Source organism: Marinobacter qingdaonensis, assembly GCF_034555935.1.
GTDB lineage: Bacteria > Pseudomonadota > Gammaproteobacteria > Pseudomonadales > Oleiphilaceae > Marinobacter > Marinobacter qingdaonensis.
Genome location: NZ_JAYDCJ010000003.1, coordinates 949,796 through 970,791 on the forward strand (window position 1 = coordinate 949,796; position 20,996 = coordinate 970,791).

Genomic DNA, 20,996 nt, shown 5'->3' on the forward strand with positions numbered 1-20,996 from the left:
GAACGTGGTCGGGGCGGGGGTCGGGACAGGTCTTCCAAAACTGTGCGGAGCCATGGATGGCGGAGCTCAAGCGCCACAGGGATGTGCTTGAGCGGGTTTTGGAAGACCTGTCCCGAGCGCCGCATCTACCCCAAGGTCGACAGCTACATCAGAACCCAATAAATAACGCCCGCCAAAACGATCCGGTAAATCACATAGGGCCACATGCCAACCGTGTTCAGCCACTTCAGGAAGAAGTGGATGGCGGTAATGGCCATGATAAAGGATGTGACCCCGCCGATCAGGAAGCCGCTCCAGTCCACCAGGATGTCCGAGGTCGCCGCCTCCAGCAGTTTGACCGCCGAGGCCAGGGCGATGATGGGAATGGCCAGCAGGAAGGAAAAACGCGAGGCGGTCTCGCGGGTCATGCCCAGAAACAGGCCGGCGGTGATGGTGACGCCGGAGCGGGAGGTGCCGGGCACCAGGGCCAGGGCCTGGGCGATACCGACCAGTACCGCGTCTTTCCAGTTCAGCTGGTCCAGGGTGCGCTGACGTTTCGGAATCCAGTCGGCAACGCCCAGCAGCAGGCCGAACACCAGGGTGGTGGTGAAGATCACTTCCACCGCCCGCAATTCATTGTCGATCAGATCCAGCAGTGCCAGGCCTGCCAGTCCCGCCGGGATGGTACCGATCACCAGATAGAAGGCGAGGGCGCCCTGGCCGATCAGCTTGCGCTGGCCAATCGAGGCCAGTCCGTCCCGGGCGATGCCGAAGACGTCGGTGCGGAAGTAGAGCACCACCGCGAGCAACGTGCCCAGATGCACCGACAGGTCGAAGCCAACGCCCTGATCGGTCCAGCCGAAAAAGGCGGGGGTCAGGATCAGGTGGGCCGAGCTGGAGATGGGCAGAAATTCCGTCAGCCCCTGAAGAAGACCAAGGAATAGGGCCTGAAAAAAATCCATATCAATAATCCGTTTGCGGGCGGGTGCAGGTGTTGGAAATTGGCACGGATAGTAGCAGGGCGACCCAGTGCTGAACAGATTGTGTGACAACCATTAGCAACCAACGTAGGATTTTCTCCACACCGATTGGCAACCATACTGACCCTTTCCATCCGATGGACTCAGGCCGCCGATAACAATGATTGCACTGCTGCGCCGTAACCCCCTGCCCGTCATTGTCCTTGCTCAGCTGTTCGGGACCTCGCTCTGGTTCAGTGTGAACGGAGTCTGGCTGTCGTTTTCCCAGGAGCTCGGTCTGACCGAGACCGATCTCGGGCAGATGACCATTGCCGTGCAGGCCGGGTTCATTGTTGGCACCCTGGTGCTGGCGGTGACGGCGCTGGCCGACCGGTTTGGTGCCAGCCACATCTTTGCCACTGCCAGCCTGGTCGGGGCCCTGGTCAACGCCGGGTTTGTGCTGGTGGCCGGGGCCACCCCCTTCGATCTGCTGCTGCGTTTTGTGACCGGGCTCTGCCTGGCCGGCATTTACCCGCTCGGGATGAAACTGGTCATTGCCTGGACGCCCCGATACGCCGGTGCGGCCCTGGCCTGGCTGGTGGGCATGCTGACCCTGGGGACCGCCCTGCCGCACCTGATGCGTGGCGCCACCCTGGGGCTGGCCTGGGAGTGGCCCCTGTATGGCGCATCAACCCTGGCGCTGATGGGCGGTGCCCTGGTGTACCTGCTGGGTGATGGCCCGCACCTGCCCAAATCCGGCCCCGTGCCCCTGCAGCAGGGCCTGACGGCCCTGCGTATGCCGGAGTTCCGGGCCGTGGTGGGCGGCTACCTGGGGCACATGTGGGAGCTGTACGCGTTCTGGATGCTGGTGCCACTGCTCATTGGCCGGGAGTTGAGCCGGCTCGGGCAGGGGGACACGTTGATTCCCTGGCTGGCGTTTGCCGTCATTGCCTCCGGCGCCCTGGGCTGCGTCGGGGGTGGGTGGCTCAGTCGCCAGCGTGGCAGTGCCTGGGTCGCCCGCCGGGCGCTGGCAACGTCCGGGTTGGTGTGCTTGGTCTATCCCTTCGTGTCGGGGTTCTCGCCCTTGCTCCTGCTGGCGCTGCTGCTGGTCTGGGGGGTGGCCGTGGTGGCCGACTCGCCCCAGTTTTCCGCCCTCGCGGCCGCGACCGCGCCGCCCCGGTTCGTGGGTTCGTCGCTGGCGGTGATGAACGCGCTGGGCTTTGGCCTGACCTTGCCGGCCATCTGGCTGACCAGTGCACTCTGGGAATGGCAGGGAGTCTGGGTGGTGTCGCTGTTGCTGCCAGGGCCGATCCTTGGCTTGTGGGTCTTCCGTGGGGTCCGGCGTGCGCCGGCGAGTGAGACGGCTTAGCGGCTCTGTTCCGGAACCTCCCGGATGCGGCCGTGCTCGTCGATGGCCACGTAGACAAACAGGCCTTCGGTAACCTTGCGCGGGGTCCGGGCGGTGCGGTCCAGGGTCCACACTTCCACCTGAATCTTCATTGAACTGCGGCCGATGTCCACCAGCTCGCAGTAGCAACCCACCTGGGAGCCAACCCGCAGGGGCGACAGGAATTCCATTCGATCCATGGCCACCGTGGCGTTCCGGCCCAGGGAAATCCGTCCGGCCATGGTCGCTGCCGCTATGTCCATCTGCTTGACCAACCAGCCTGCGAACACGTCGCCGTTGGGGTTGGTGTCGGAGGGGAGGGGCACGATCTGGAGCGTCAGCTCGCCCCGGGGTGTGGGTTTGTCATCGTCAAAAGCCGTCATTGAGTCTGCCTTATTATTAGTGGTGAACTGCGATACCCCGCATGGTAACCGGGTTTGCCGGCGCTGCAAGCAGAATTCGATCTTTGCGACTATATTTCAGGGGCTGTAACAAAGTTGTCACAGAGTGACTTTAGTCTGCACTCATCGGTTAAAGACATCCGACTAATAACGTCCAAACTGGAAATGGAGACTTGACGTGATGAAACTCAACAAAGCAGTTGCTGCTGTTGCATTGGCCGGCTCCGTTGCCGCCATGTCCGCACCTGCCATGGCTCGTGACACCATCAGCATCGTGGGCTCTTCCACCGTTTACCCGTTCGCTACCGTCGTGGCTGAGCGCTTTGGTACCAAAACCGATTTCAACACCCCGAAGCTGGAATCCACCGGCTCCGGTGGCGGCATGAAGCTGTTCTGTCAGGGCATTGGCACCCAGCACCCGGACATCACCAACGCTTCCCGTCGCATGAAGACCTCCGAGTTTGAGATGTGCCAGAAGAACGGCGTCACCGACATCACCGAGTTCCGCATCGGTTCCGACGGCATCGTGATCGCCAGCTCCAAGGACGCCGAGAACCTGGACATCACCCTGGAGCAGCTGTTCCTGGCCCTGGGTTCGAAAGTGCCGGTTAACGGTGAGTGGGTGGCCAACCCGAACAAGACCTGGAGCGACGTTGATTCCAGCCTGCCGAACAAGCCGATCCGGGTAATGGGTCCGCCGCCGACGTCCGGTACCCGTGACTCCTTCAACGAGCTGGCCCTGGCCGCTGGCTGTGACGAGCTGCCGGAAGCCGAGAGCCTGAGCAAGGATCAGCACAAGGCCATCTGCGAAAGCGTGCGTGAAGACGGCGCCTTCATCGAAGCCGGTGAGAACGACAACCTGATCGTTCAGAAACTGATCGGCGATACGGACATGTACGGTGTGTTTGGCTACAGCTTCCTGGAAGAGAATGCCGACCGCCTGCAGGCCGCCACCCTGAATGGCATGGTGCCGACCGCCGAGGACATCGCGGCCGACAAGTACCCGGTTGCCCGGTCCCTGTTCTTCTACGTGAAGAAGGCACACGTTGGCGTGATTCCTGGCATCCAGGAGTATGTTGAGGAATTCACCAGCAACGCCGCCATGGGCCAGAACGGTTACCTGAAGAACGTCGGCCTGATCGTGCCGCCGCGCGACCAGCTGATGAACCTGATGGACAAGTCGGAGAATCTGCCGAACCTGGCTCTGGAAGAGCTGAAGTAACCCGAAGATCTTCGGGAATCCAAAGGGTGCGGGCCTGTTGCGGGCACGCGCCCTTTCGCACGTTTAGAAGGACGATCCGGTGCCATGGACCTCTGTAATCTGTAAAATGGGCGCCCACTTGAAGTCGTAGACAGGATTATTCATGCAACCGGCCAATTTGTTTTTGCTCATCCTCGCGCTCGCCGTCGTGGCCTATGGCTTGGGGTATGCGCGTTCCCGGTCCCTGGCCATGCCGCTGGGCGGCATTCGTCACCTCAAGTCACTGCCGTTCTATTACGGCGCCCGCGCCGCCCTGTGGGCCGGTATTCCGGCGCTGCTGGTGCTCGGCCTCTGGGCCGCGTTCCAGGGCAAGGTCATTCAGCTGATCGTGGTCGGCGGCCTGCCGCCGGAGCTGATGCCCGCCAACGAAGGCCAGGCCAGCCTGCTGCTCAGCAAGATCAGCAACGTCGCCAGTGGGGCGCTGCCGGCGGGCTTCGTTGAGCCTCCCATTGCTGCCGCGGCGGAACGGCTCGAGGCCCTGCGCGCGCAAAGCCGGCTGCTGATGTCAGCGCTGGTGGTGTCGGTGGCGGTGCTGGCCGGTTTCCTCGGCTGGCTCCGGATTCGGCCTCGGCTCAACGCCCGCTCCCAGGTTGAGGCCATCCTGAAGTGGCTGTTCTTTGCCTGCGCCGCGCTGGCGATCCTGACCACCGTGGGCATCATCTTCTCGGTGGCGTTCGAGACCTTCCGGTTCTTCGGCAAGGTGCCGTTCACCGAATTCTTCTTCGGGACCCAGTGGAGTCCGCAGACCGCCCTGCGCGCCGATCAGGTGGCGGCCCAGGGTGCCTTCGGCATGATTCCGCTGTTTACCGGTACCCTGCTGATTTCCGCCATCGCCATGGTGGTGGCGGTGCCGGTCGGCCTGCTGTCGGCGATCTACCTGTCCGAATACGCCAACAAGAAGGTGCGCGGCGTGGTCAAGCCGCTGCTGGAGATGCTGGCCGGTATTCCGACCGTGGTTTACGGCTTCTTCGCCGCCCTCACGGTGGCGCCGTTCATCGGCGACCTGGCCGATTCCCTGGGCATCGAGGCCTCCTCCCAGAGCGCCCTGGCCGCCGGCGGGGTCATGGGCATCATGATCATCCCGTTCGTGTCGTCCCTGTCCGACGACGTCATCAACGCGGTGCCCCAGTCCCTGCGGGACGGCTCCCTGGCCCTCGGCGCGACCCAGTCGGAGACCATGAAGAAGGTCATTTTCCCGGCCGCGCTGCCGGGCATCATGGGCGGTGTCCTGCTGGCGGTGTCCCGGGCCATCGGTGAGACCATGATCGTGGTCATGGCCGCGGGCCTGGCGGCCAACCTGACCGCCAACCCGCTGGAGACGGTGACCACCGTAACCGTGCAGATCGTGACCCTGCTGACCGGGGACCAGGAATTCGACAGCGCCAAGACCTTGGCGGCCTTCGCCCTGGGCGCCATGCTCTTCCTGGCGACCCTGCTGCTCAACGTTATCGCTCTCAAAATCGTGCGCAAGTATCGGGAACAGTATGACTGACCAACGTTCACAGGCGGAGATTGTCCGCCAGTCGCTCAAACGCCGTTATCGCAAGGAGCGTCGCTTCCGCGCCTACGGCATCCTCGCCATCGCCGTGGCCCTGTCGGCGCTGGTCATCCTGTTCACGGATATCATCGGCAAGGGCTACACCGGATTCATGAAAACCACCATCACCATGGAAGTGGCGCTGGATGGTGAGATGATGTACCTGGACGACGCCACCGACGAGCGTCAGCTCAAGATGGCGGATTTTGTCGAGCCGCTGATCCAGGCCCTGTACAAGCAGATTCCGGAGGCCACGGAAGAGGATCGCAGTGCCGTCCGCGACCTGATCAATCCGTACGCCTCGGTGGCCCTGCGGGATGCCCTGAAGGCCAATCCGGACTGGCTCGGGACCACCCGGACCATGACCTTCCTGTCGCACACCGACGTCGATGTTTACGTCAAGCACGCCGGCGACGAGGGCTACTCGATCAAGCTGGACGACCAGCAGCAGGCGTGGGTGGACCAGCTGGTGGAGCGCGGCGTCGTCGACACCTCGTTCAACGATGTGTTCTTCAGCGGCGGCGATTCCCGGGATCCGTCCAAGGCCGGCATTCTCGGCGCCGTGGTTGGCTCCCTGCTGACCATGTTCGTGACCCTGGTGCTGTCCTTCCCGATCGGGGTGGCCGCGGCCATCTACCTGGAAGAGTTTGCCCCCCAGAACAAGTTCACCGACTTCATTGAGGTGAACATCAACAACCTGGCGGCGGTACCGTCGATCATTTTCGGTCTGCTGGGTCTGGCGGTGTTCATCAACCTGTTCGGCATGCCCCGGTCGGTGCCGGTGGTGGGTGGTCTGGTGCTGACCCTGATGACCCTGCCGACCATCATCATTTCCAGCCGGGCCGCCATCAAGAGTGTGCCGCCCTCGATCCGGGAAGCGGCCGAAGGCATCGGCGCCTCCAAGATGCAGGTGGTCCTGCACCATGTGCTGCCGCTGGCGATGCCGGGCATGCTGACCGGTTCCATCATCGGTATGGCCCAGGCCCTCGGCGAGACCGCGCCGCTGCTGTTGATCGGCATGGTGGCGTTCATTGTCGACGTGCCCGACGGGTTCCTGGATTCGGCCACGGTGCTGCCCGTACAGGTGTTCCTGTGGGCCGGCAGCCCGGAATTGGCCTTTATCGAACGCGCGTCAGCGGCCATTATGGTGCTGTTGACCTTCCTGATCAGTATGAATGCATTGGCCATCTGGATGCGTAAACGCCTCGAGCGCCGGTGGTAAGGAGAATCACGATGAACACCCTGAATTCAAACATTACCAGTGAAGCGACTCAGCAGGACGAGAATCCCGTGCCGGTACAGGAAGAGACCAAGCCCACCGATGCGGTGATCGAAGAGGGCAAGACCGTCGGTAAACCCTATGCCGACGACGCCAAGTTCAAGCTGCGCGACGTGGAAGTGTTCTACGGTGACAGCCGGGCGATCAAGAACATCAGCCTGGACATCGGCCGTAACGAGGTCATTGCCTTCATCGGTCCGTCCGGCTGCGGCAAGTCCACCTTCCTGCGCTGCCTGAACCGGATGAACGACAGCATCGACATCTGCCGGGTCAAAGGCTCCCTGAAGCTGGACGACCAGGACATCTACGATTCCAAGCGCGACGTGGTCGAGCTGCGCGCCCGGGTCGGGATGGTGTTCCAGAAGCCCAACCCCTTCCCGAAATCGATCTACGACAACGTCGCCTACGGCCCGCGTATCCACGGCCTGGCCAATCGCAAGTCCGACCTCGACGACATCGTCGAGAACAGCCTGCGCAAGGCTGGCCTGTGGGATGAGGTCAAGGACCGCCTGGACGCCACCGCCACCGGCATGTCCGGCGGTCAGCAGCAGCGTCTGTGCATCGCCCGGGCCATTGCCGTGAGCCCGGAGGTGGTGCTGATGGACGAGCCCTGCTCGGCCCTGGACCCGATTGCCACCGCCAAGGTGGAGGAGTTGATCGCGGAGCTGTCCGAGAGCTACACCATCGTGATCGTTACCCACTCCATGCAGCAGGCGGCCCGGGTTTCCCACCGCACCGCGTATTTCCACCTCGGTCACCTGGTCGAAGTCAACGAGACCAACAAGGTCTTCACCTCGCCGCAGCATGAGCTGACTGAATCCTACATTACTGGTCGTTTCGGCTGATTGCGCAGCCGGGGACATTGGAGAAACACAGTATGCCTACCAAGAAAGACGACGTTTACGGGGATCACATCTCCCACAAGTTCAATGACGAACTGATGGAGCTGAAGACCGAATTTCTGAAGATGGGTGGAATGGTGGAAGCCCAGGTGGAAAGTGCGGTTCAGGCCCTGATGGACGGTGATGGCCACCTGGCGGAGGAAATCCGGGTCCGGGACAAGCGCGTCGACAAGATGGAAGTGGACATCGACGAGGAGGCGACCCTGATCATCGCCCGCCGTCAGCCCACCGCCCGCGACCTGCGCCTGGTGATTTCGGTGATCAAGATGGTCGCAGACCTGGAGCGGGTCGGCGACGAGGCCAAGAAGATCGCCAAGCTGGCCATCAAACTGGCGGAAGAGGGTCAGGCCCCGCGCGGCTACGTCGAGGTCCGGCACATTGCCACCCACGTGCTGAGCATGCTGCACGACGCCCTGGACGCTTTCGCACGTCTGGATTCCGAGCAGGCGCTGCGGATCATGAAGGAGGACAAGCGGGTCGATGAGGAGTATCAGGCGGCCGCGCGTACCCTGCTGACCTTCATGATGGAAGACACCCGGAACATTTCCCGGTGCATGTCGGTGATGTGGGTCCTGCGTGCCCTGGAGCGCGTCGGTGACCACGCCTGCAACATTGCCGAGAACGTGATCTTCATGGTCAAGGGTGAGGACGTGCGCCACACCCCGGTGGAGGAAGCCGAACGGGTGGTGGGGCGCTGAACCCCACCCAGGCCCGGTTGCCCTACGCCTGCTTCATCCGGTCGGTGTAGGGCGGCCAGCCAAACGGTTTGCCGGCCAGTACGTGCAGGTGGATGTGAAACACCGTCTGGCCCGAGTTCTCCCCGCAGTTCATTACCGTGCGATAGCCATCCTCGGCAAAGCCCATCTCCTTCGCCAGCTTGCTGGCCACCCAGTACAGATGCCCAAGCAGCTCCCGGTCGTCCTCCGTCATGTCGTTGATGGTGGCGATGGCTTTTTTCGGGATCACCAGCAGGTGCACCGGCGCCTGCGGGTTGATGTCCCGGAACGCGAGGCTGATGTCGTCCTCGTACACGATGTCGGCGGGAATCTCCCGATTGATGATCTTGGTGAAAATAGTCTCTGACATGCTCGCTCCTGCGTTGGGGTGGTGGGTACAGCCAATCGGGTTACAGCCGGCCGAGACCGGGTAACCGTTCCGTCAGTTTCTTCAGGGCCGCGGGCAACTGGTCGTCCAGGCCCATGGCGTACCGGGTCACCTGGTTGCGGGCCAGGGGCAGGGCGCGGGCGGCGCCAAGACCCAGGTTGCGCAGCAGGTGGACCGGCGGGATGCGGTTGCTGAACAGATGGTAGAACAGGTCCATGGCCAGCATCATGCGCCGGTTGGCGGGCCGCCGCAGCTGCTCGTAGCGCCGCAGCCAGGGTTCCGAGGCCAGGTCCAGGCCGGCGCGCCGGGCCTCCCGCAGCTGGTCCTGCAGGCATTGGGCGTCCTGGAAACCGAGGTTGACGCCCTGGCCGGCCAGGGGGTTGATGGTGTGGGCGGCGTCGCCGGCCAGCACTACCCGGCCGGAGAAATACCGTGTGGCGTGCTGGCGTGCGATGGGGAAACTGGCCCGGGCTTCGATGTGGGTCAGCGCCGGCAACTGTGGCGGGAACGAACGCTGGATTTCCGCCAGCAGTTCGGTGTTGGTCAGCGCCTTCAGGCGTGCCAGTTCGGCGGGCGCGTCGTACCACACCAGGGAGGCCCAGCTTTCGTCCGGGTATTGTTCGCCGGCACTGTGCAGGGGCAGGAACGCCCGGGGCCCGCTGGGGTAGAAGCCCTGCCAGGTAATGTCGGCCACCGGGCCCCGATAACGGGCGGAGATGACCATGGCCTGCTGTTGGTACTGGTTGCGGGCAATGCCGATGCCGGCCAGCTCGCGCACCCGGGACTGGCCGCCGTCGGCGCCCACCACCAGCTGGGCCTGCAGCCGTTGACCGTCGTCGAGGGTCAGGGTGGCGATGTCCGGGTCTTGCTCCAGCGCGCTTACGCCCCGGCCGGCCAGCACCGTGACCCCCGGCTCGGCCTCCGCCGCCTGCCACAGCGCCCGTTGGGTCACCGAGTTCTCGACGATGTGGCCCAGATGGGCGCAGTCCAGGTTGGCGGCGTCGAATTCCACTTCGGTCAGCTGGCGCGGCAGCAGGGTGCTGAGCGGGTGCCGGGTTTCATCCCAGACCGCAAGGCGTCGGTAGCGGGTGCTGCGCATGGCGCTGATCTGGGGCCAGGCGCCCAGACGCTGGAGGTAGCGCTCGGTGCCGGCGCTGAGGGCGGAGACCCGGATGTCCGGGGCCGTGTCGGGGTCGAATCCGGGCGCCGGGGCCCGATCCACCACCGCGACCCGGAAGCCATCCTGGCCCAGGCCGGTTGCGAGGGCGGCGCCGACCATGCCGGCACCGACCACAACGATGTCATAAGCTTGCGTCATATCGGGTTCCTGTCTGAGGCCACCAGTTTACGCGATGGTACGGCTCAGACAAGCGGCCCGGATCTAGCCGGAACGCAGCCCCCGATAGCCCGGGGCGTCCGCGTCGGCGGAACGCAGTTCGTCCGGTTGCCGGCGGCCTTTCGCCAGCCAGGCCGGTTTTTGGGCCCCGGGTTTGGTGAAGCCCTGGTTCAGCACCATCGGCTGCACCAGGTGCAGGAAATCCGCGGTCTTCATGTGCAACGATTCGGTGTGGCTGCCGGCGGCGAATGCCAATTCCGGCTGTTCGGTCAGGGTCTCACAGCAGTAGATGGACATGCCGAACAGGTTGCCGAAGGGCGGCATGGCGCCGACCTCACAGTCGGGAAAACGGTCCTTGAATTCCTGCTCGTCGGCCAGGTCGATGAAGTCGGTGTCGAGAATCCGGGACAGTCGGTCCCAGCGGATGCGCCAGGTGGCGGGCATGACCAGCATGGCCATCTTGCCATCCAGTTCCACGATCACGGTCTTGACCACGCGATCGCCGGCAATCTTGACGTGGTGAGCCAGTTCCTGGGCCGTAAACGCCGGAGGGTGGGAGAGGCACATGTACTCCACACCTGCCTCGTCGAGAAAGTCCTTCAACTGCTGTACCGGCATAGTGACAACCTCCTACCAGCAATGACAGCGTTTCGGAGCCGAACATTGATGGTGTGGCGGGCCCCGACGGCCTGGCGAAGCCATTTGGCTCCGCCATTACCCGTCAGCTTAGTTGAGGATACGCAGTTTGCGAGTTACCGGATGTTGCAATGAGAAACCGGTCCCACGGATTCACTCGGTTTTGTACATGTGCACGTCGCGCTGCGGGAACGGAATCGTGATGTCTTCGGCGTCGAACGCCTTCTTCACTTTTTCCTGCATGTCCCAGTAGAACGGCCACAGGTCGTCCGTGGGTACCCAGACCCGGAACATCAGGTTGACCGAGCTGTCGCCCAGGCTGCCGACACAAATGCGTGGCGCCGGCTCGGTCAGTGAGCGCTCGTCCTCTTCCATCAGGCGCTTGAGGATCGCCTTGGCCTTGTCGATGTCATCGTCATAGCTGATGCCGAAGGTCATGTCGCAGCGACGCTTGTCGTAGATGCTGACGTTGACCAGGGTGGCATTGGACAGGCTGCCGTTGGGGATCACGATGCGGCGGTTATCGAAAGTGTTGACGATGGTGTAGAGGATGCTGATTTCGTCAACGGCGCCGAGGAAGCCCTGGGCTTCGATGGTGTCGCCTACCTTGAACGGCTTGAAGATCAGGATCAATACGCCGCCGGCAAAGTTGGCCAGGCTGCCCTGCAGGGCAAAACCGATGGCCAGACCCGCGGCACCGATGATGGCCACGAACGAGGTGGTGGCAATGCCGACCATGGAGGCCACGGAGATCAGCAGCAGGATTTTCAGGACGGCGCCGATCAGGCCGCACAGGAACTTGTTCAGGGTCGGATCTTTCTTGCCCAGCTTGGTGTCGAGGACCCCAACGAAACGGTTGATCAGCCACAGGCCGACAATCAGCGTTACGATGGCCAGCACGACCTTGGGTGCGTAGGTCATGGTCAGGGCAAGGGCCTGATCAATCAATTCTGAAGCCTTTCCGTCCGCTCCAAACAGGTCTTCCATAGAGGCACTCCTCGTCTTCTGGTTGGTTGTATTGCGTATGGGCGAAGTCTACGCGGGTTGGCCCTGATTGGCCCACTCGACGATCTGCTCGGGGCCGCCCCGGACCAGAATCCGCCCTTGTTTCTGGCTGAGCTGGTAGTCGTACATCGGGTCGTAGTAGTCCTGCAACAAAGCCTGAATCCAGGCGTCGTGGCCGCCCAGGTCGTTCTGATGGGCCTGGCGATCCAGCGCCTGTTCCATTAACACGCGTAACTGGCGATGACGTTCCCCACCCAGGCGTTTTCGGATGCGATCCAGTGCGCTCAGCAGGTAATCCCGGAAGTTGTCCCAGCCGGCCTGCTCGCCGTCCCGGCGGACGTAGTCGGCACACATGCCTTCCACGTAATCCGCCCGGATGATCCGGATTCGCTGCTCCAGCGGTTGTTCCAACACCAGCAGCGGCGCCGCCGCCATCCGGTCGCGCAGGGTCTCGGGCAGGGCACAGCGACCGACCAGGCGGCTCTCATCTTCCAGGTAAATCGGGCCGCCGACCTGGTGATGGGCCTTGAGCATGGCCACCGCCAGGCGGTTCTCGAAATCGATCTGGGACGGTTGCGGGCTGACCTGACGACCGAAACTGGAGCCACGGTGGTTGGCCAGGCCCTCGAGATCGACCGGGTTGGGCAGCCGGTGCAGTACCCGGGTCTTGCCGGTACCGGTGCGGCCGCTGAGGATCCGGAATTCGCCCTGGGCGATGCGTTCCTCCAGGCTGTCGATCAGGAAGCGTCGCAGCGCCTTGTAACCGCCCTTGATCAGGGGGTAATCGATGCCCGCTTCGCTGATCCACTGCTGGGTCAGTCGGGACCGCAGACCGCCCCGGAAACAGAACAGATAGCCGTCCGGGTGCTGGGCCACGAACCGCTTCCAGGCTTCGATGCGCTGGGCCTTGATGTCGCCGGACACCAGTTGGTGGCCAAGCTCGATGGCCCGGTCCTGGCCCTTCTCCTTGTAGCAGATGCCGACCCGATGCCGCTCCTCGTCGTTCATCAACGGGGCATTGTCGGCGCAGGGGAAGCTGCCCTTGGCGAACTCCACCGGCGCCCGGACGTCCATCAGTGGCACGTCGTTCAGGAACAGAGACAGGTAATCGTCGGTGTCGGGTCTGGAGGCCATTTCAGCGTGAAACCGGTCAGTCAAGTGAGGCGGCAGTATAGCCGAAATGAGGTGTTTCTGCTCGCCGGGCGCTGCACCCGCCGGGGTGGGCGGGTACAATGGCAGCCCCGTTGGCCACCGGATTTCGCTATCGCCGTCATGTCCCCAAGTCGTTTGAACCAGCATTTGCGCAAGACCCTGAGTCGGGGCCGGGTGGCCGTGTCTCGGCCGGCGGGCTGTCCCGACATTGCCCTGCACCTGTTTGATCCGTCCGTGCTGGAGGGGCCGCTCAGTCACGACGAGGCCCAGGCGGTGGTGGCCGAGCCGGCGTACTGGTCGTTCTGCTGGGCGAGTGGCCAGGTTCTGGCCAGCTGGATTCTGGCCCATCCGGAGTCGGTGGCGGGCCGGTCGGTGCTGGATTTCGGCTCGGGCTCGGGCATCGTTGCCATAGCTGCGGCGATGGCCGGCGCCCGGGAGGTGATCGCCTGCGATCTGGATCCGGCCGCGCTCGACGCCGTGGCCGCCAATGCCCACCTGAACGGCGTGTCGGTAACCCTGTGCGATGACTGGGCGGCCCGGCCGCCGGGAATCGAGGTGGTGGCCGCCGCGGATGTGCTCTACGACCCGGACAACCGGCCGCTGTTGGGGGTGTTTCGCGCCGCCGCGCCGCGGGTGCTGCTGGCGGACTCCCGGGTGCGTGACCTGGGGGATGACGCCTACCGATTGCGGACGATGGTCGAGGCCCGGACCTGGCCGGATCTGAATGAGTTCGAGGAGTTCAACCGGGTCCGTGTCTACGTCGCCGGGCAGTGTGGGGAGGCCTAAAAAATAAAGGGCAACCAACTGGTTACCCTTTGTCGAAACAGGTCGGCGCGTCCTTGCGCTAGGGGCAACAACCCTGTTGCGAGTCCCTGAGCCACTCCCTGGTGCCGGCTTCCTAGCCAGCGTTCCGAATATTATCCTTCAAGCGAGGCGTCCCTGTGTCCCTGCCTCTCCCTGCAATCCGTGCCGGGGTGCGTCCGATGCGTCGTCCTTTTCCCTGTCGTCCTTGATGTAAACACTATAGCAATCGGCGCATGACAAACCTGTGACCGGGTGCCGGGGAAAACCGCCCGGGGAAACGACGGGTTTTGAGTTTTTCATATAAAACAGTGACTTGGTCTCTGGTTGTGGTGCTTTTCTAACTGTTGCGTACGTGACATAGCTGAAAGATCGCACGCGCGTGTAAGATATTTCCTACACGGAGTCGGGGGATTTTCTCAAATCCGGATTTGTCAGCCGGTTCAGCCCCGGCCAGGGCAGCAGGCCCAGCAGGATGCCGGCGCCATCGGCGACCATATCCGCGATCGAAAAGTCCCGATGCGGCAGGGTCGCCTGCAGCAGTTCGATGGCCACGCCGAACCCCAGCAGGGCCGGGACGTACTGGAGCGCCCGGGCCTCGGGCCAGGCCAGGCGGGTCAGCAGGGTCAGTTCCAGGAAGGCAATCAGGTGGTTGAGCTTGTCGCTGGCCGACGCCGGCACCGGGTAGGGATTGGGCGTGGTCGCCAGGTACAGGATGGCCAGCACCGAGATCGCCAGGGCCAGGCGCCACAGCGGGCGATATCGCATCAGGTTGAGAACGCGCTGTTTGATGGCTGCCATGGGGGATAGTCCCTAGGTGTCTGCGGGCTGTGGGAGCGAGAGCAACATGATATGCTTTGCGCCCCGTCATTGTCATTGAAGCGGAGGGCCGGCCGGAATGCTCAAGGGTAATTTTTTTCGAGGACTGGGCTATCTGGGCGAAGGCTTCCGCCTGATTCGGCAACCCGGTCTGCGGTTGTTCGTGATTATTCCCCTGGTGATCAACGTGCTGCTGTTCGGCCTGCTGTTCTATTTTCTGGCTGAGTTGTTTGCCGGTCTGATCGCCGCGGCCATGGCCTGGCTGCCGGACTGGGCTTGGCTTCAGGCCCTCGACTGGCTGTTCTGGCTGCTGTACGGCGCGGTCATTCTGCTGATGCTGGCCTACGGCTTCGTGATTGTGGCCAACCTGATTGGCGCGCCCTTCTACGGTTTCCTGGCCGAGCTCACCGAAAAGCACCTGACCGGACAGGAGGTCAGTACCGACGACAGCTGGGCCGCCCTGGTCAAGGACGTGCCCCGCGCCCTCTGGCGCGAAGTCCAGAAGATCACCTACTACCTGCCCAGGGCCCTGGGGCTGTTCGTCATCGGCCTGATCCCGGTGGTCAACCTGGTTGCCGCGGTGCTCTGGTTCCTGTTCAACAGCTGGATGATGGCGCTGCAGTACGTGGATTACCCGGCCGACAACCACAAGGTCAGTTTCCGGGAGCTGCGCGGTCTGCTTGGGGCGACCCGGTTGTCGGCGTTCGGCTTCGGCCTGCCCGTGGCCCTGGCGGCCATGGTGCCGGTCCTCAATCTGGTGGTGGTACCGGCGGCAGTGTGTGGCGCCACCGCCTACTGGGTGCGCGAACGGGGCGCCACCCGCACTTAATTCTGTCTGGAGGTTTCTTGGATACATCGGAATTTGTCATCGGTCAGCGCTGGGTCAGCCACAGCGACACCGGCTTGGGTTTGGGGATTGTCACCGACATCTCCGGTCGGCGGGTCACCCTGGGATTCCCGGCGGCGGATGAGGAGCGTACCTACGCCATTGATAACGCCCCCCTGTCGCGCATCGTTTACCAGATCGGTGAGGAGATTCAGACCTTCGAGGGCGAGCAATTCATCGTGCGCGCCGTGGAGGACATCGGCGGGGTCCTGATGTACCACGCCGACGACGGCGACAACATCCAGCAGATTTCCGAGGTCAAACTCAGCGGTTCGGTCAATTTCTCGGCCCCGCACCAGCGTCTGTTCGCCGGCCAGTTCGACCGCAACGGCGCCTTCCGCCTGCGGGTGGCCACCCTGCAGCACCAGGACCGGTTGCACGGTTCGCCGGCCCAGGGACTGATCGGGGCCCGAACCCAGCACCTGCCGCACCAGATCTACATTGCCCACGAAGTGGCCAAACGCCATGCGCCCCGGGTTTTGCTCGCCGACGAGGTGGGCCTGGGCAAGACCATCGAGGCCGGTCTGATCCTGCACTACCAGCTGCACACCGGACGCGCCAAGCGGGCGCTGATCGTGGTGCCGGATTCGCTGATTCACCAGTGGCTGGTGGAAATGCTGCGCCGGTTCAACCTGCGCTTCTCCATCATCGACCAGGACCGCTACGACGCCCTCAAGGATGACGAGGACGACGTGGATGCCCTGGTCAATCACATCTTCGGGGACGACGACCCGGTCAATCCGTTCGAAACCGAGCAGCTGGTGCTGTGCAGCCTGGATTACCTGACCAGCAACGAGCAGGCCCGCAAGGACGCCCTGGCGGCCGGCTGGGACCTGATGATCGTCGACGAGGCTCACCACCTGGCCTGGAGTCCGGAACAGGCCAGTGCCGAATACCAGGTGGTGGAGGAGCTGTCGGCGGCCAGCCGGGGCCTGCTGCTGCTGACCGCCACCCCCGAGCAGGTGGGCGTGGCCAGCCACTTTGCCCGATTGCGGCTGCTGGATCCGGCGCGGTTCCACGATCTTGAGGCGTTCCGCGAGCAGGAGCAGCAGTACGAGGCCATCAACGCGGTGGTTCGGCGGCTGCAGGACAGCACCGAGCTGTCCGCCGACGACCGCCAGGCGCTTCAGGCCTGGCTGGGCGCGGAGCTGGACCAGCTGCTGGCCGGCCCGGAACCGCACCAGGCCATCATCGATGCCCTGCTGGACCGGCACGGTACCGGCCGGGTGCTGTTCCGCAACACCCGCGCCGCCATCCAGGGCTTCCCGGAACGGCGGGTGTCGCCCCATGCCCTGCCGCGCCCCTCGCTGTACCAGGACCACGCCTGGGGTCAGGACGGCCTGGCGCCGGAGCAGTCGGCCGACGAGGATACCTGGCTGGCAGAGGACCCGCGGGTCAGCTGGCTTGAGCAGACCCTGGTTGGCCTGCGCCCGCAGAAAGTGGTGGTGATCTGTGCCCGGGCGGAAACCGCCATGGCCCTGGAGCACTACCTGCAGTTGCGCGCCGGCATCCGCAGTGCCGCCTTCCACGAACAGCTGAGCCTGGTGGAGCGGGATCGGGCCGCGGCCTATTTCGCCGACACCGAGCAGGGTGCCCAGGCACTCATCTGTTCGGAAATTGGCAGCGAAGGCCGCAACTTCCAGTTTGCCCATCATCTGGTGCTGTTCGACCTGCCGGCCAATCCGGACCTGCTGGAGCAGCGCATCGGCCGACTCGACCGGATCGGCCAGACCGACACCATCGACATTCACGTGCCTTACCTCACCGACACCGCCCAGGAGGTCCAGTATCGCTGGTTCCAGGACGGCCTGAACGCCTTTGCCGAGAGCTGCGCCGTCGGCGTGGCCGTGCAGGAGGCGGTGCAGGGGCCGTGGCAGCAGGCCATTGAGGGCGACACCTCGGAGCTGGAGGCGCTGGTGCGGGCGTCGGCGGCGGAGGCGGCGCGCCTGCGCACCCTGCTGCAGAACGGTCGTGACGCGCTGATCGAGCTGAACTCCTGCCGGCCGGAGCAGGCCGGCCAGCTGATCGACAGCATCGAAGCCGAGGAAAGCTCGGCGGCGGTGCGCGATTACATGATGCAGGCGTTCGACATCCTGGGGGTCGACGTTGAGGACCACACCGAGGAATCGGATGTCCTGCGTCCGGGTGAGCATTACCAGGCCGGCCACGTCGCCGAATTGCCGGAGGACGGTGTGACGGTGACCTGGAGCCGGCAGCAGGCGCTGGAGCGGGAAGACCTGGCGTTCATGAGCTGGGAGCACCCGATGGTCACCGGGGTGATGGACTCGGTCACCAGCTCGGGCCTGGGCAAGGCGGCGCTGGCCAACCTGTCGGTCAAGGCGTTGCCGGCCGGCACCCTGCTGATGGAAGCCCTGTTCACGGTGCATTGCCCGGCGCCCGAAGCCCTGCAATTGACCCGCTACCTGCCGGTGTCGCCCTTGCGCTTGCTGGTGGACGTGAACGGCAAGGAGCTGTCGGCGGCCTTGCCCCACGACCGGCTCAACGACCTGTGCTCGAACATCCGGCGCCGGACCGCCCAGGCCATCGTGCCGCAGATCCGGCCCCAGGTGGAGACCATGGTGGACCACGCCGAGCGCCTGTCCGAACCGCATCTGGAGCCGATGAAACAACAGGCCCTGGACCAGTTGGAGGCCAGTTTTGGCACCGAAATCAGGCGCCTGGAGGCGTTGCAGAAGGTCAACCCGGCGATCCGGGAAGAGGAAATCGACTTTTTCCGGGATCAGCTGGCGGCCGCCCGGGAGGCCATCGGTCGCGCCAGTCTGGCGCTGGAGGGCATTCGCGTCATCGTGACCTCGTGATCCAGGGTGTGATCGGGATAACTGACTGAAAACAGCCGCTTCTCAGCCATCATCTGATGCGGTACTGTGGGCGTACCTACTTTCGTCTAAGAACTTCCCGAACCATGGATGACTGAGAGAACCTATGATGACTTTCCTTCTGTTGGTAGTGGCGCTGGCTGGCCTGCTGGTCGTGATGCGCCGTGAAGCCGGCGCCATGCCGGCCATTGGCGTGATGGTAGTGGTGGGTTTGCTTTCCTGGCTGTTTGCCTCCGGCTGGCTGGCCCTGGTGCTGTTCATCGGTGCTGGTATCACCGCGGCGGCCGGGTTGCCCGGTTTCCGTCAGGGCTGGCTGACCCCGCGCATCTTCGCCACCTTCAAGAAAGTGGCGCCGAAGGTGTCCGACACCGAGAAGGTGGCCCTGGAAGCGGGCACCGTTGGCTGGGACGGCGAGCTGTTCACCGGCCAGCCCGACTGGCACAACCTGCTGATCAACCGCCACACCGGCCTGAGCGAGGACGAACAGGCCTTCGTTGACAACCAGTGCACCCAGGCCATCTCCATGTGCAACGCCTGGGACCTGGCGGTCGAGCGCGCGGATCTGCCGAAGGAACTCTGGGACTTCCTGAAGAAGGAAAAATTCTTCGGGATGATCATCCCGAAGGAATACGGCGGCCTGGAATTTTCCGCCAAGGCGCAGACCGCGGTGCTACAGAAGCTGGCGGCCAACGAAATGCTGATGGTCTCGGTGGGCGTGCCCAACTCCCTCGGCCCGGGCGAGCTGCTGGTCAAATACGGCACCGATGAGCAGAAGAACCACTATCTGCCGCGCTTGGCCGACGGCCGGGAAATTCCCTGCTTTGGCCTGACCGGTCCCCGCGCCGGCTCCGACGCCACCTCCCTGCCGGACACCGGTATCGTCTGCAAGGGCGAGTTTGACGGCAAGGAAGTGGTCGGCATCAAGCTGAACTTCGAGAAGCGCTGGATCACCCTGGCGCCCATCGCCACCGTGGTCGGTCTGGCGTTCCGCATGTTCGATCCGGACGGCCTGCTCGGCGACACCAAGGATTACGGCATCACCTGCGCGCTGATCCCCCGTGACACCAAGGGCATGGAAATCGGTCGCCGGCACTGCCCGATCGGGACCCCGTTCATGAACGGGCCGATCAAGGGCAAGGACGTGTTCATTCCCCTCGATTACATCATCGGTGGCCAGGAAATGGCGGGCCAGGGCTGGCGCATGCTGGTCGAGTGTCTGTCGGTCGGCCGCTGCATCACCCTGCCGTCCGGCGCCGCTGGCGCGGCGGCCTACGCGGTCGGTACCGCCGGTGGCTTCACTCGCATCCGGCGCCAGTTCAATACCCCGGTCGCGGACATGGAAGGGGTGCAGGAGCCCCTGGCCCGGATTGCCGGCAAGGCCTACATCTCCCAGGCGGCGGTGAATCACACCGCCAACATGATCGACCGCGGCGAGAAGCCGGCGGTACCCTCGGCCATCCTCAAGTACCACCTGACCGAGTTCCAGCGTGGCGTGCTGTCTGACGCCATGGACGTGCACGGTGGCAAGACTGTCACCCTCGGCCCGCGCAACTACCTGGGCATTGGCTTCAGTGGCGCGCCGGTGTCGATCACGGTGGAAGGCGCCAACATCATGACCCGCAGCCTGATGATCTTCGGCCAGGGTGCGATCCGCTGCCATCCGTACGTGCTGAAAGAGCTGGCGGCGAAGGACAACGACGACATCGACGCCTTCGACGACGCCTTCTTCGGCCATGCCGGCCTGATCTTTGGCAACGCCGCCCGAGCCTTCACCCAGGCGCTGGGTCTGGGTCGCGCCGATGTGCCGTTTGATAGCGCCAGCCGCCGTTACGCCCAGGCCGTGGCGCGATTCAGCGCCGCCTTCGGTCTGTGCTCGGACGCCGCCATGACCACCCTGGGCAGCGAGCTGAAGATGCGCGAGCTGATTTCGGCGCGCCTGGGCGACATGCTTGCCAACCTCTACCTGGCCTCCATGGTGCTGAAGAACTGGCACGAGGGTCAGCCGGTGGAGGGCGAGCGCGAGGTCATGGAGTACAGCCTCAGCCTGTTGCTGCACCGGACCGAAAACGCCTTGGACGAATTCCTGCAGAACCTGCCGGGCCGGGCCGTGGCACTGGCGCTGCGGGCCATCACCATGCCCCTGGGACGGCGCTGGGATGCGCCCCACGACGATCTGTCCCGCAAGTTGGCACGGGCCATCTCCACCGACACGCCGATCCGCAGCAAGCTGATCGCCGGCGCCTGGACCACCGAGGGCGACGCCGGAGTGGACAACCCGCTGGCCCGCTACAATGGCCTGCTGAAGGACTACGACAAGGCCGAGCAGCTGTACCGCAAGGTCACCAAGGCCTACGCCAAGGGTGAGTTGCCGATGACCGCATTGCATCCGGAGGAGCGCTTTGAGGCGGCTCTGGAGGCCGGTCTCTTCACCAAGGAAGAGGCCGAGTTCATGCGCGAGTACGAGGCTTTGGTGCTGGAAATGCTGACCGTGGACGATTTCGCGTTCGACGAATTCGCCCGTAACAAGGACACGCTGATCGACCACAACCCGGCCTGACCCGGTCGGTGTTGCCGAACCGGAACCGCAAGGGCACCCTCGGGTGCCCTTTTTTGTGCCCGGTTATAAGGCCTTAACTTGCCTGCGTAATATCGGCATACTCAGGAGCAGTGCCCGGACCGGGCATGCGCCCACCCGACAGAGGATCAGGAGCCCCA

18 protein-coding genes are annotated in these 20,996 nt (G+C 63.9%); 10 read left to right on the forward strand and 8 right to left on the reverse strand.

What is annotated here, in order from left to right; genetic code table 11:
* Window positions 1–143: 143 nt before the first annotated feature.
* Complete coding sequence (locus tag U5822_RS07475) at window positions 144–941, reverse strand: undecaprenyl-diphosphate phosphatase (RefSeq protein WP_322855003.1); 798 nt, start codon at window positions 939–941, stop codon at window positions 144–146.
* A 178-nt stretch (window positions 942–1,119) separates the two neighbouring features.
* Here U5822_RS07475 and U5822_RS07480 point away from each other — a divergent pair, with 178 nt between their 5' ends.
* Window positions 1,120–2,307 (forward strand): MFS transporter, encoded by a 1,188-nt coding sequence (locus U5822_RS07480; RefSeq protein WP_322855004.1) that lies wholly within the window; start codon window positions 1,120–1,122, stop codon window positions 2,305–2,307.
* Here the strand turns inward: U5822_RS07480 and U5822_RS07485 are convergent.
* Entirely contained in the window at window positions 2,304–2,708 is a 405-nt protein-coding gene (locus U5822_RS07485; RefSeq protein ID WP_322855005.1) for an acyl-CoA thioesterase, read from the reverse strand. The genes U5822_RS07480 and U5822_RS07485 overlap by 4 nt on opposite strands.
* Before the next feature lie 199 nt (window positions 2,709–2,907).
* On the opposite strand from U5822_RS07485, the gene U5822_RS07490 reads away from it, so the two are divergent.
* The 5 genes from U5822_RS07490 (at window position 2,908) to phoU (ending at window position 8,403) form a co-directional block, all read left to right on the forward strand.
* The gene (locus tag U5822_RS07490; RefSeq protein ID WP_375171020.1) at window positions 2,908–3,948 is read left to right on the forward strand and encodes a substrate-binding domain-containing protein; all 1,041 of its coding nucleotides are present in this window, start codon (window positions 2,908–2,910) and stop codon (window positions 3,946–3,948) included.
* Window positions 3,949–4,090: 142 nt separating this feature from the next.
* Window positions 4,091–5,479, forward strand: coding sequence for a phosphate ABC transporter permease subunit PstC (pstC, locus tag U5822_RS07495; protein ID WP_322855007.1), 1,389 nt, complete (start codon window positions 4,091–4,093; stop codon window positions 5,477–5,479).
* Window positions 5,472–6,746, forward strand: a complete 1,275-nt coding sequence (gene pstA, locus U5822_RS07500) for a phosphate ABC transporter permease PstA (RefSeq protein WP_322855008.1) — start codon at window positions 5,472–5,474, stop codon at window positions 6,744–6,746. The genes pstC and pstA overlap by 8 nt, the downstream gene beginning before the upstream one ends.
* Window positions 6,747–6,757: 11 nt before the next feature.
* The gene (gene pstB / locus U5822_RS07505) at window positions 6,758–7,648 is read left to right on the forward strand and encodes a phosphate ABC transporter ATP-binding protein PstB (RefSeq protein ID WP_322855009.1); all 891 of its coding nucleotides are present in this window, start codon (window positions 6,758–6,760) and stop codon (window positions 7,646–7,648) included.
* Between the two features lie 32 nt (window positions 7,649–7,680).
* A complete protein-coding gene (phoU, locus tag U5822_RS07510) occupies window positions 7,681–8,403 on the forward strand; it encodes a phosphate signaling complex protein PhoU (RefSeq protein WP_322855010.1) in 723 nt (240 codons plus the stop codon).
* A gap of 22 nt (window positions 8,404–8,425) precedes the next feature.
* Here the strand turns inward: phoU and U5822_RS07515 are convergent, their stop codons facing one another.
* From U5822_RS07515 to mnmH, 5 genes are all read right to left on the reverse strand, one after another.
* Window positions 8,426–8,791 carry a histidine triad nucleotide-binding protein gene (locus U5822_RS07515; protein ID WP_322855011.1) on the reverse strand — a complete coding sequence of 122 codons (366 nt, stop codon included), beginning with the start codon at window positions 8,789–8,791 and terminating at the stop codon, window positions 8,426–8,428.
* 40 nt (window positions 8,792–8,831) lie between these two features.
* On the reverse strand, window positions 8,832–10,127 hold the full coding sequence (locus tag U5822_RS07520; protein WP_322855012.1) for an FAD-dependent monooxygenase: 1,296 nt from the start codon (window positions 10,125–10,127) through the stop codon (window positions 8,832–8,834).
* Window positions 10,128–10,190: 63 nt separating this feature from the next.
* The gene (locus U5822_RS07525; protein ID WP_322855013.1) at window positions 10,191–10,763 is read right to left on the reverse strand and encodes an aminoacyl-tRNA deacylase; all 573 of its coding nucleotides are present in this window, start codon (window positions 10,761–10,763) and stop codon (window positions 10,191–10,193) included.
* Between the two features lie 171 nt (window positions 10,764–10,934).
* Window positions 10,935–11,768, reverse strand: coding sequence for a mechanosensitive ion channel family protein (locus U5822_RS07530; RefSeq protein ID WP_322855014.1), 834 nt, complete (start codon window positions 11,766–11,768; stop codon window positions 10,935–10,937).
* A 48-nt stretch (window positions 11,769–11,816) separates the two neighbouring features.
* Window positions 11,817–12,920: a tRNA 2-selenouridine(34) synthase MnmH gene (gene mnmH / locus U5822_RS07535; protein WP_322855015.1), complete on the reverse strand. Its 1,104-nt coding sequence runs from the start codon at window positions 12,918–12,920 to the stop codon at window positions 11,817–11,819.
* A 138-nt stretch (window positions 12,921–13,058) separates the two neighbouring features.
* Between mnmH and U5822_RS07540 the strand changes: the two genes are divergently transcribed.
* Window positions 13,059–13,724: a class I SAM-dependent methyltransferase gene (locus U5822_RS07540; RefSeq protein ID WP_322855016.1), complete on the forward strand. Its 666-nt coding sequence runs from the start codon at window positions 13,059–13,061 to the stop codon at window positions 13,722–13,724.
* A gap of 411 nt (window positions 13,725–14,135) precedes the next feature.
* On the opposite strand, the gene U5822_RS07545 is transcribed toward U5822_RS07540, so the two are convergent.
* Window positions 14,136–14,540 (reverse strand): VanZ family protein, encoded by a 405-nt coding sequence (locus U5822_RS07545; RefSeq protein WP_322855017.1) that lies wholly within the window; start codon window positions 14,538–14,540, stop codon window positions 14,136–14,138.
* 97 nt (window positions 14,541–14,637) lie between these two features.
* On the opposite strand from U5822_RS07545, the gene cysZ reads away from it, so the two are divergent.
* The 3 genes from cysZ to U5822_RS07560 all read left to right on the forward strand — a co-directional run bounded on the left by cysZ (window position 14,638) and on the right by U5822_RS07560 (window position 20,838).
* A complete protein-coding gene (cysZ, locus tag U5822_RS07550; protein ID WP_322855018.1) occupies window positions 14,638–15,387 on the forward strand; it encodes a sulfate transporter CysZ in 750 nt (249 codons plus the stop codon).
* 17 nt (window positions 15,388–15,404) lie between these two features.
* Window positions 15,405–18,263 carry an RNA polymerase-associated protein RapA gene (rapA, locus tag U5822_RS07555; protein ID WP_322855019.1) on the forward strand — a complete coding sequence of 953 codons (2,859 nt, stop codon included), beginning with the start codon at window positions 15,405–15,407 and terminating at the stop codon, window positions 18,261–18,263.
* 124 nt (window positions 18,264–18,387) lie between these two features.
* Window positions 18,388–20,838, forward strand: a complete 2,451-nt coding sequence (locus U5822_RS07560; protein WP_322855020.1) for an acyl-CoA dehydrogenase — start codon at window positions 18,388–18,390, stop codon at window positions 20,836–20,838.
* Window positions 20,839–20,996: the final 158 nt, after the last annotated feature.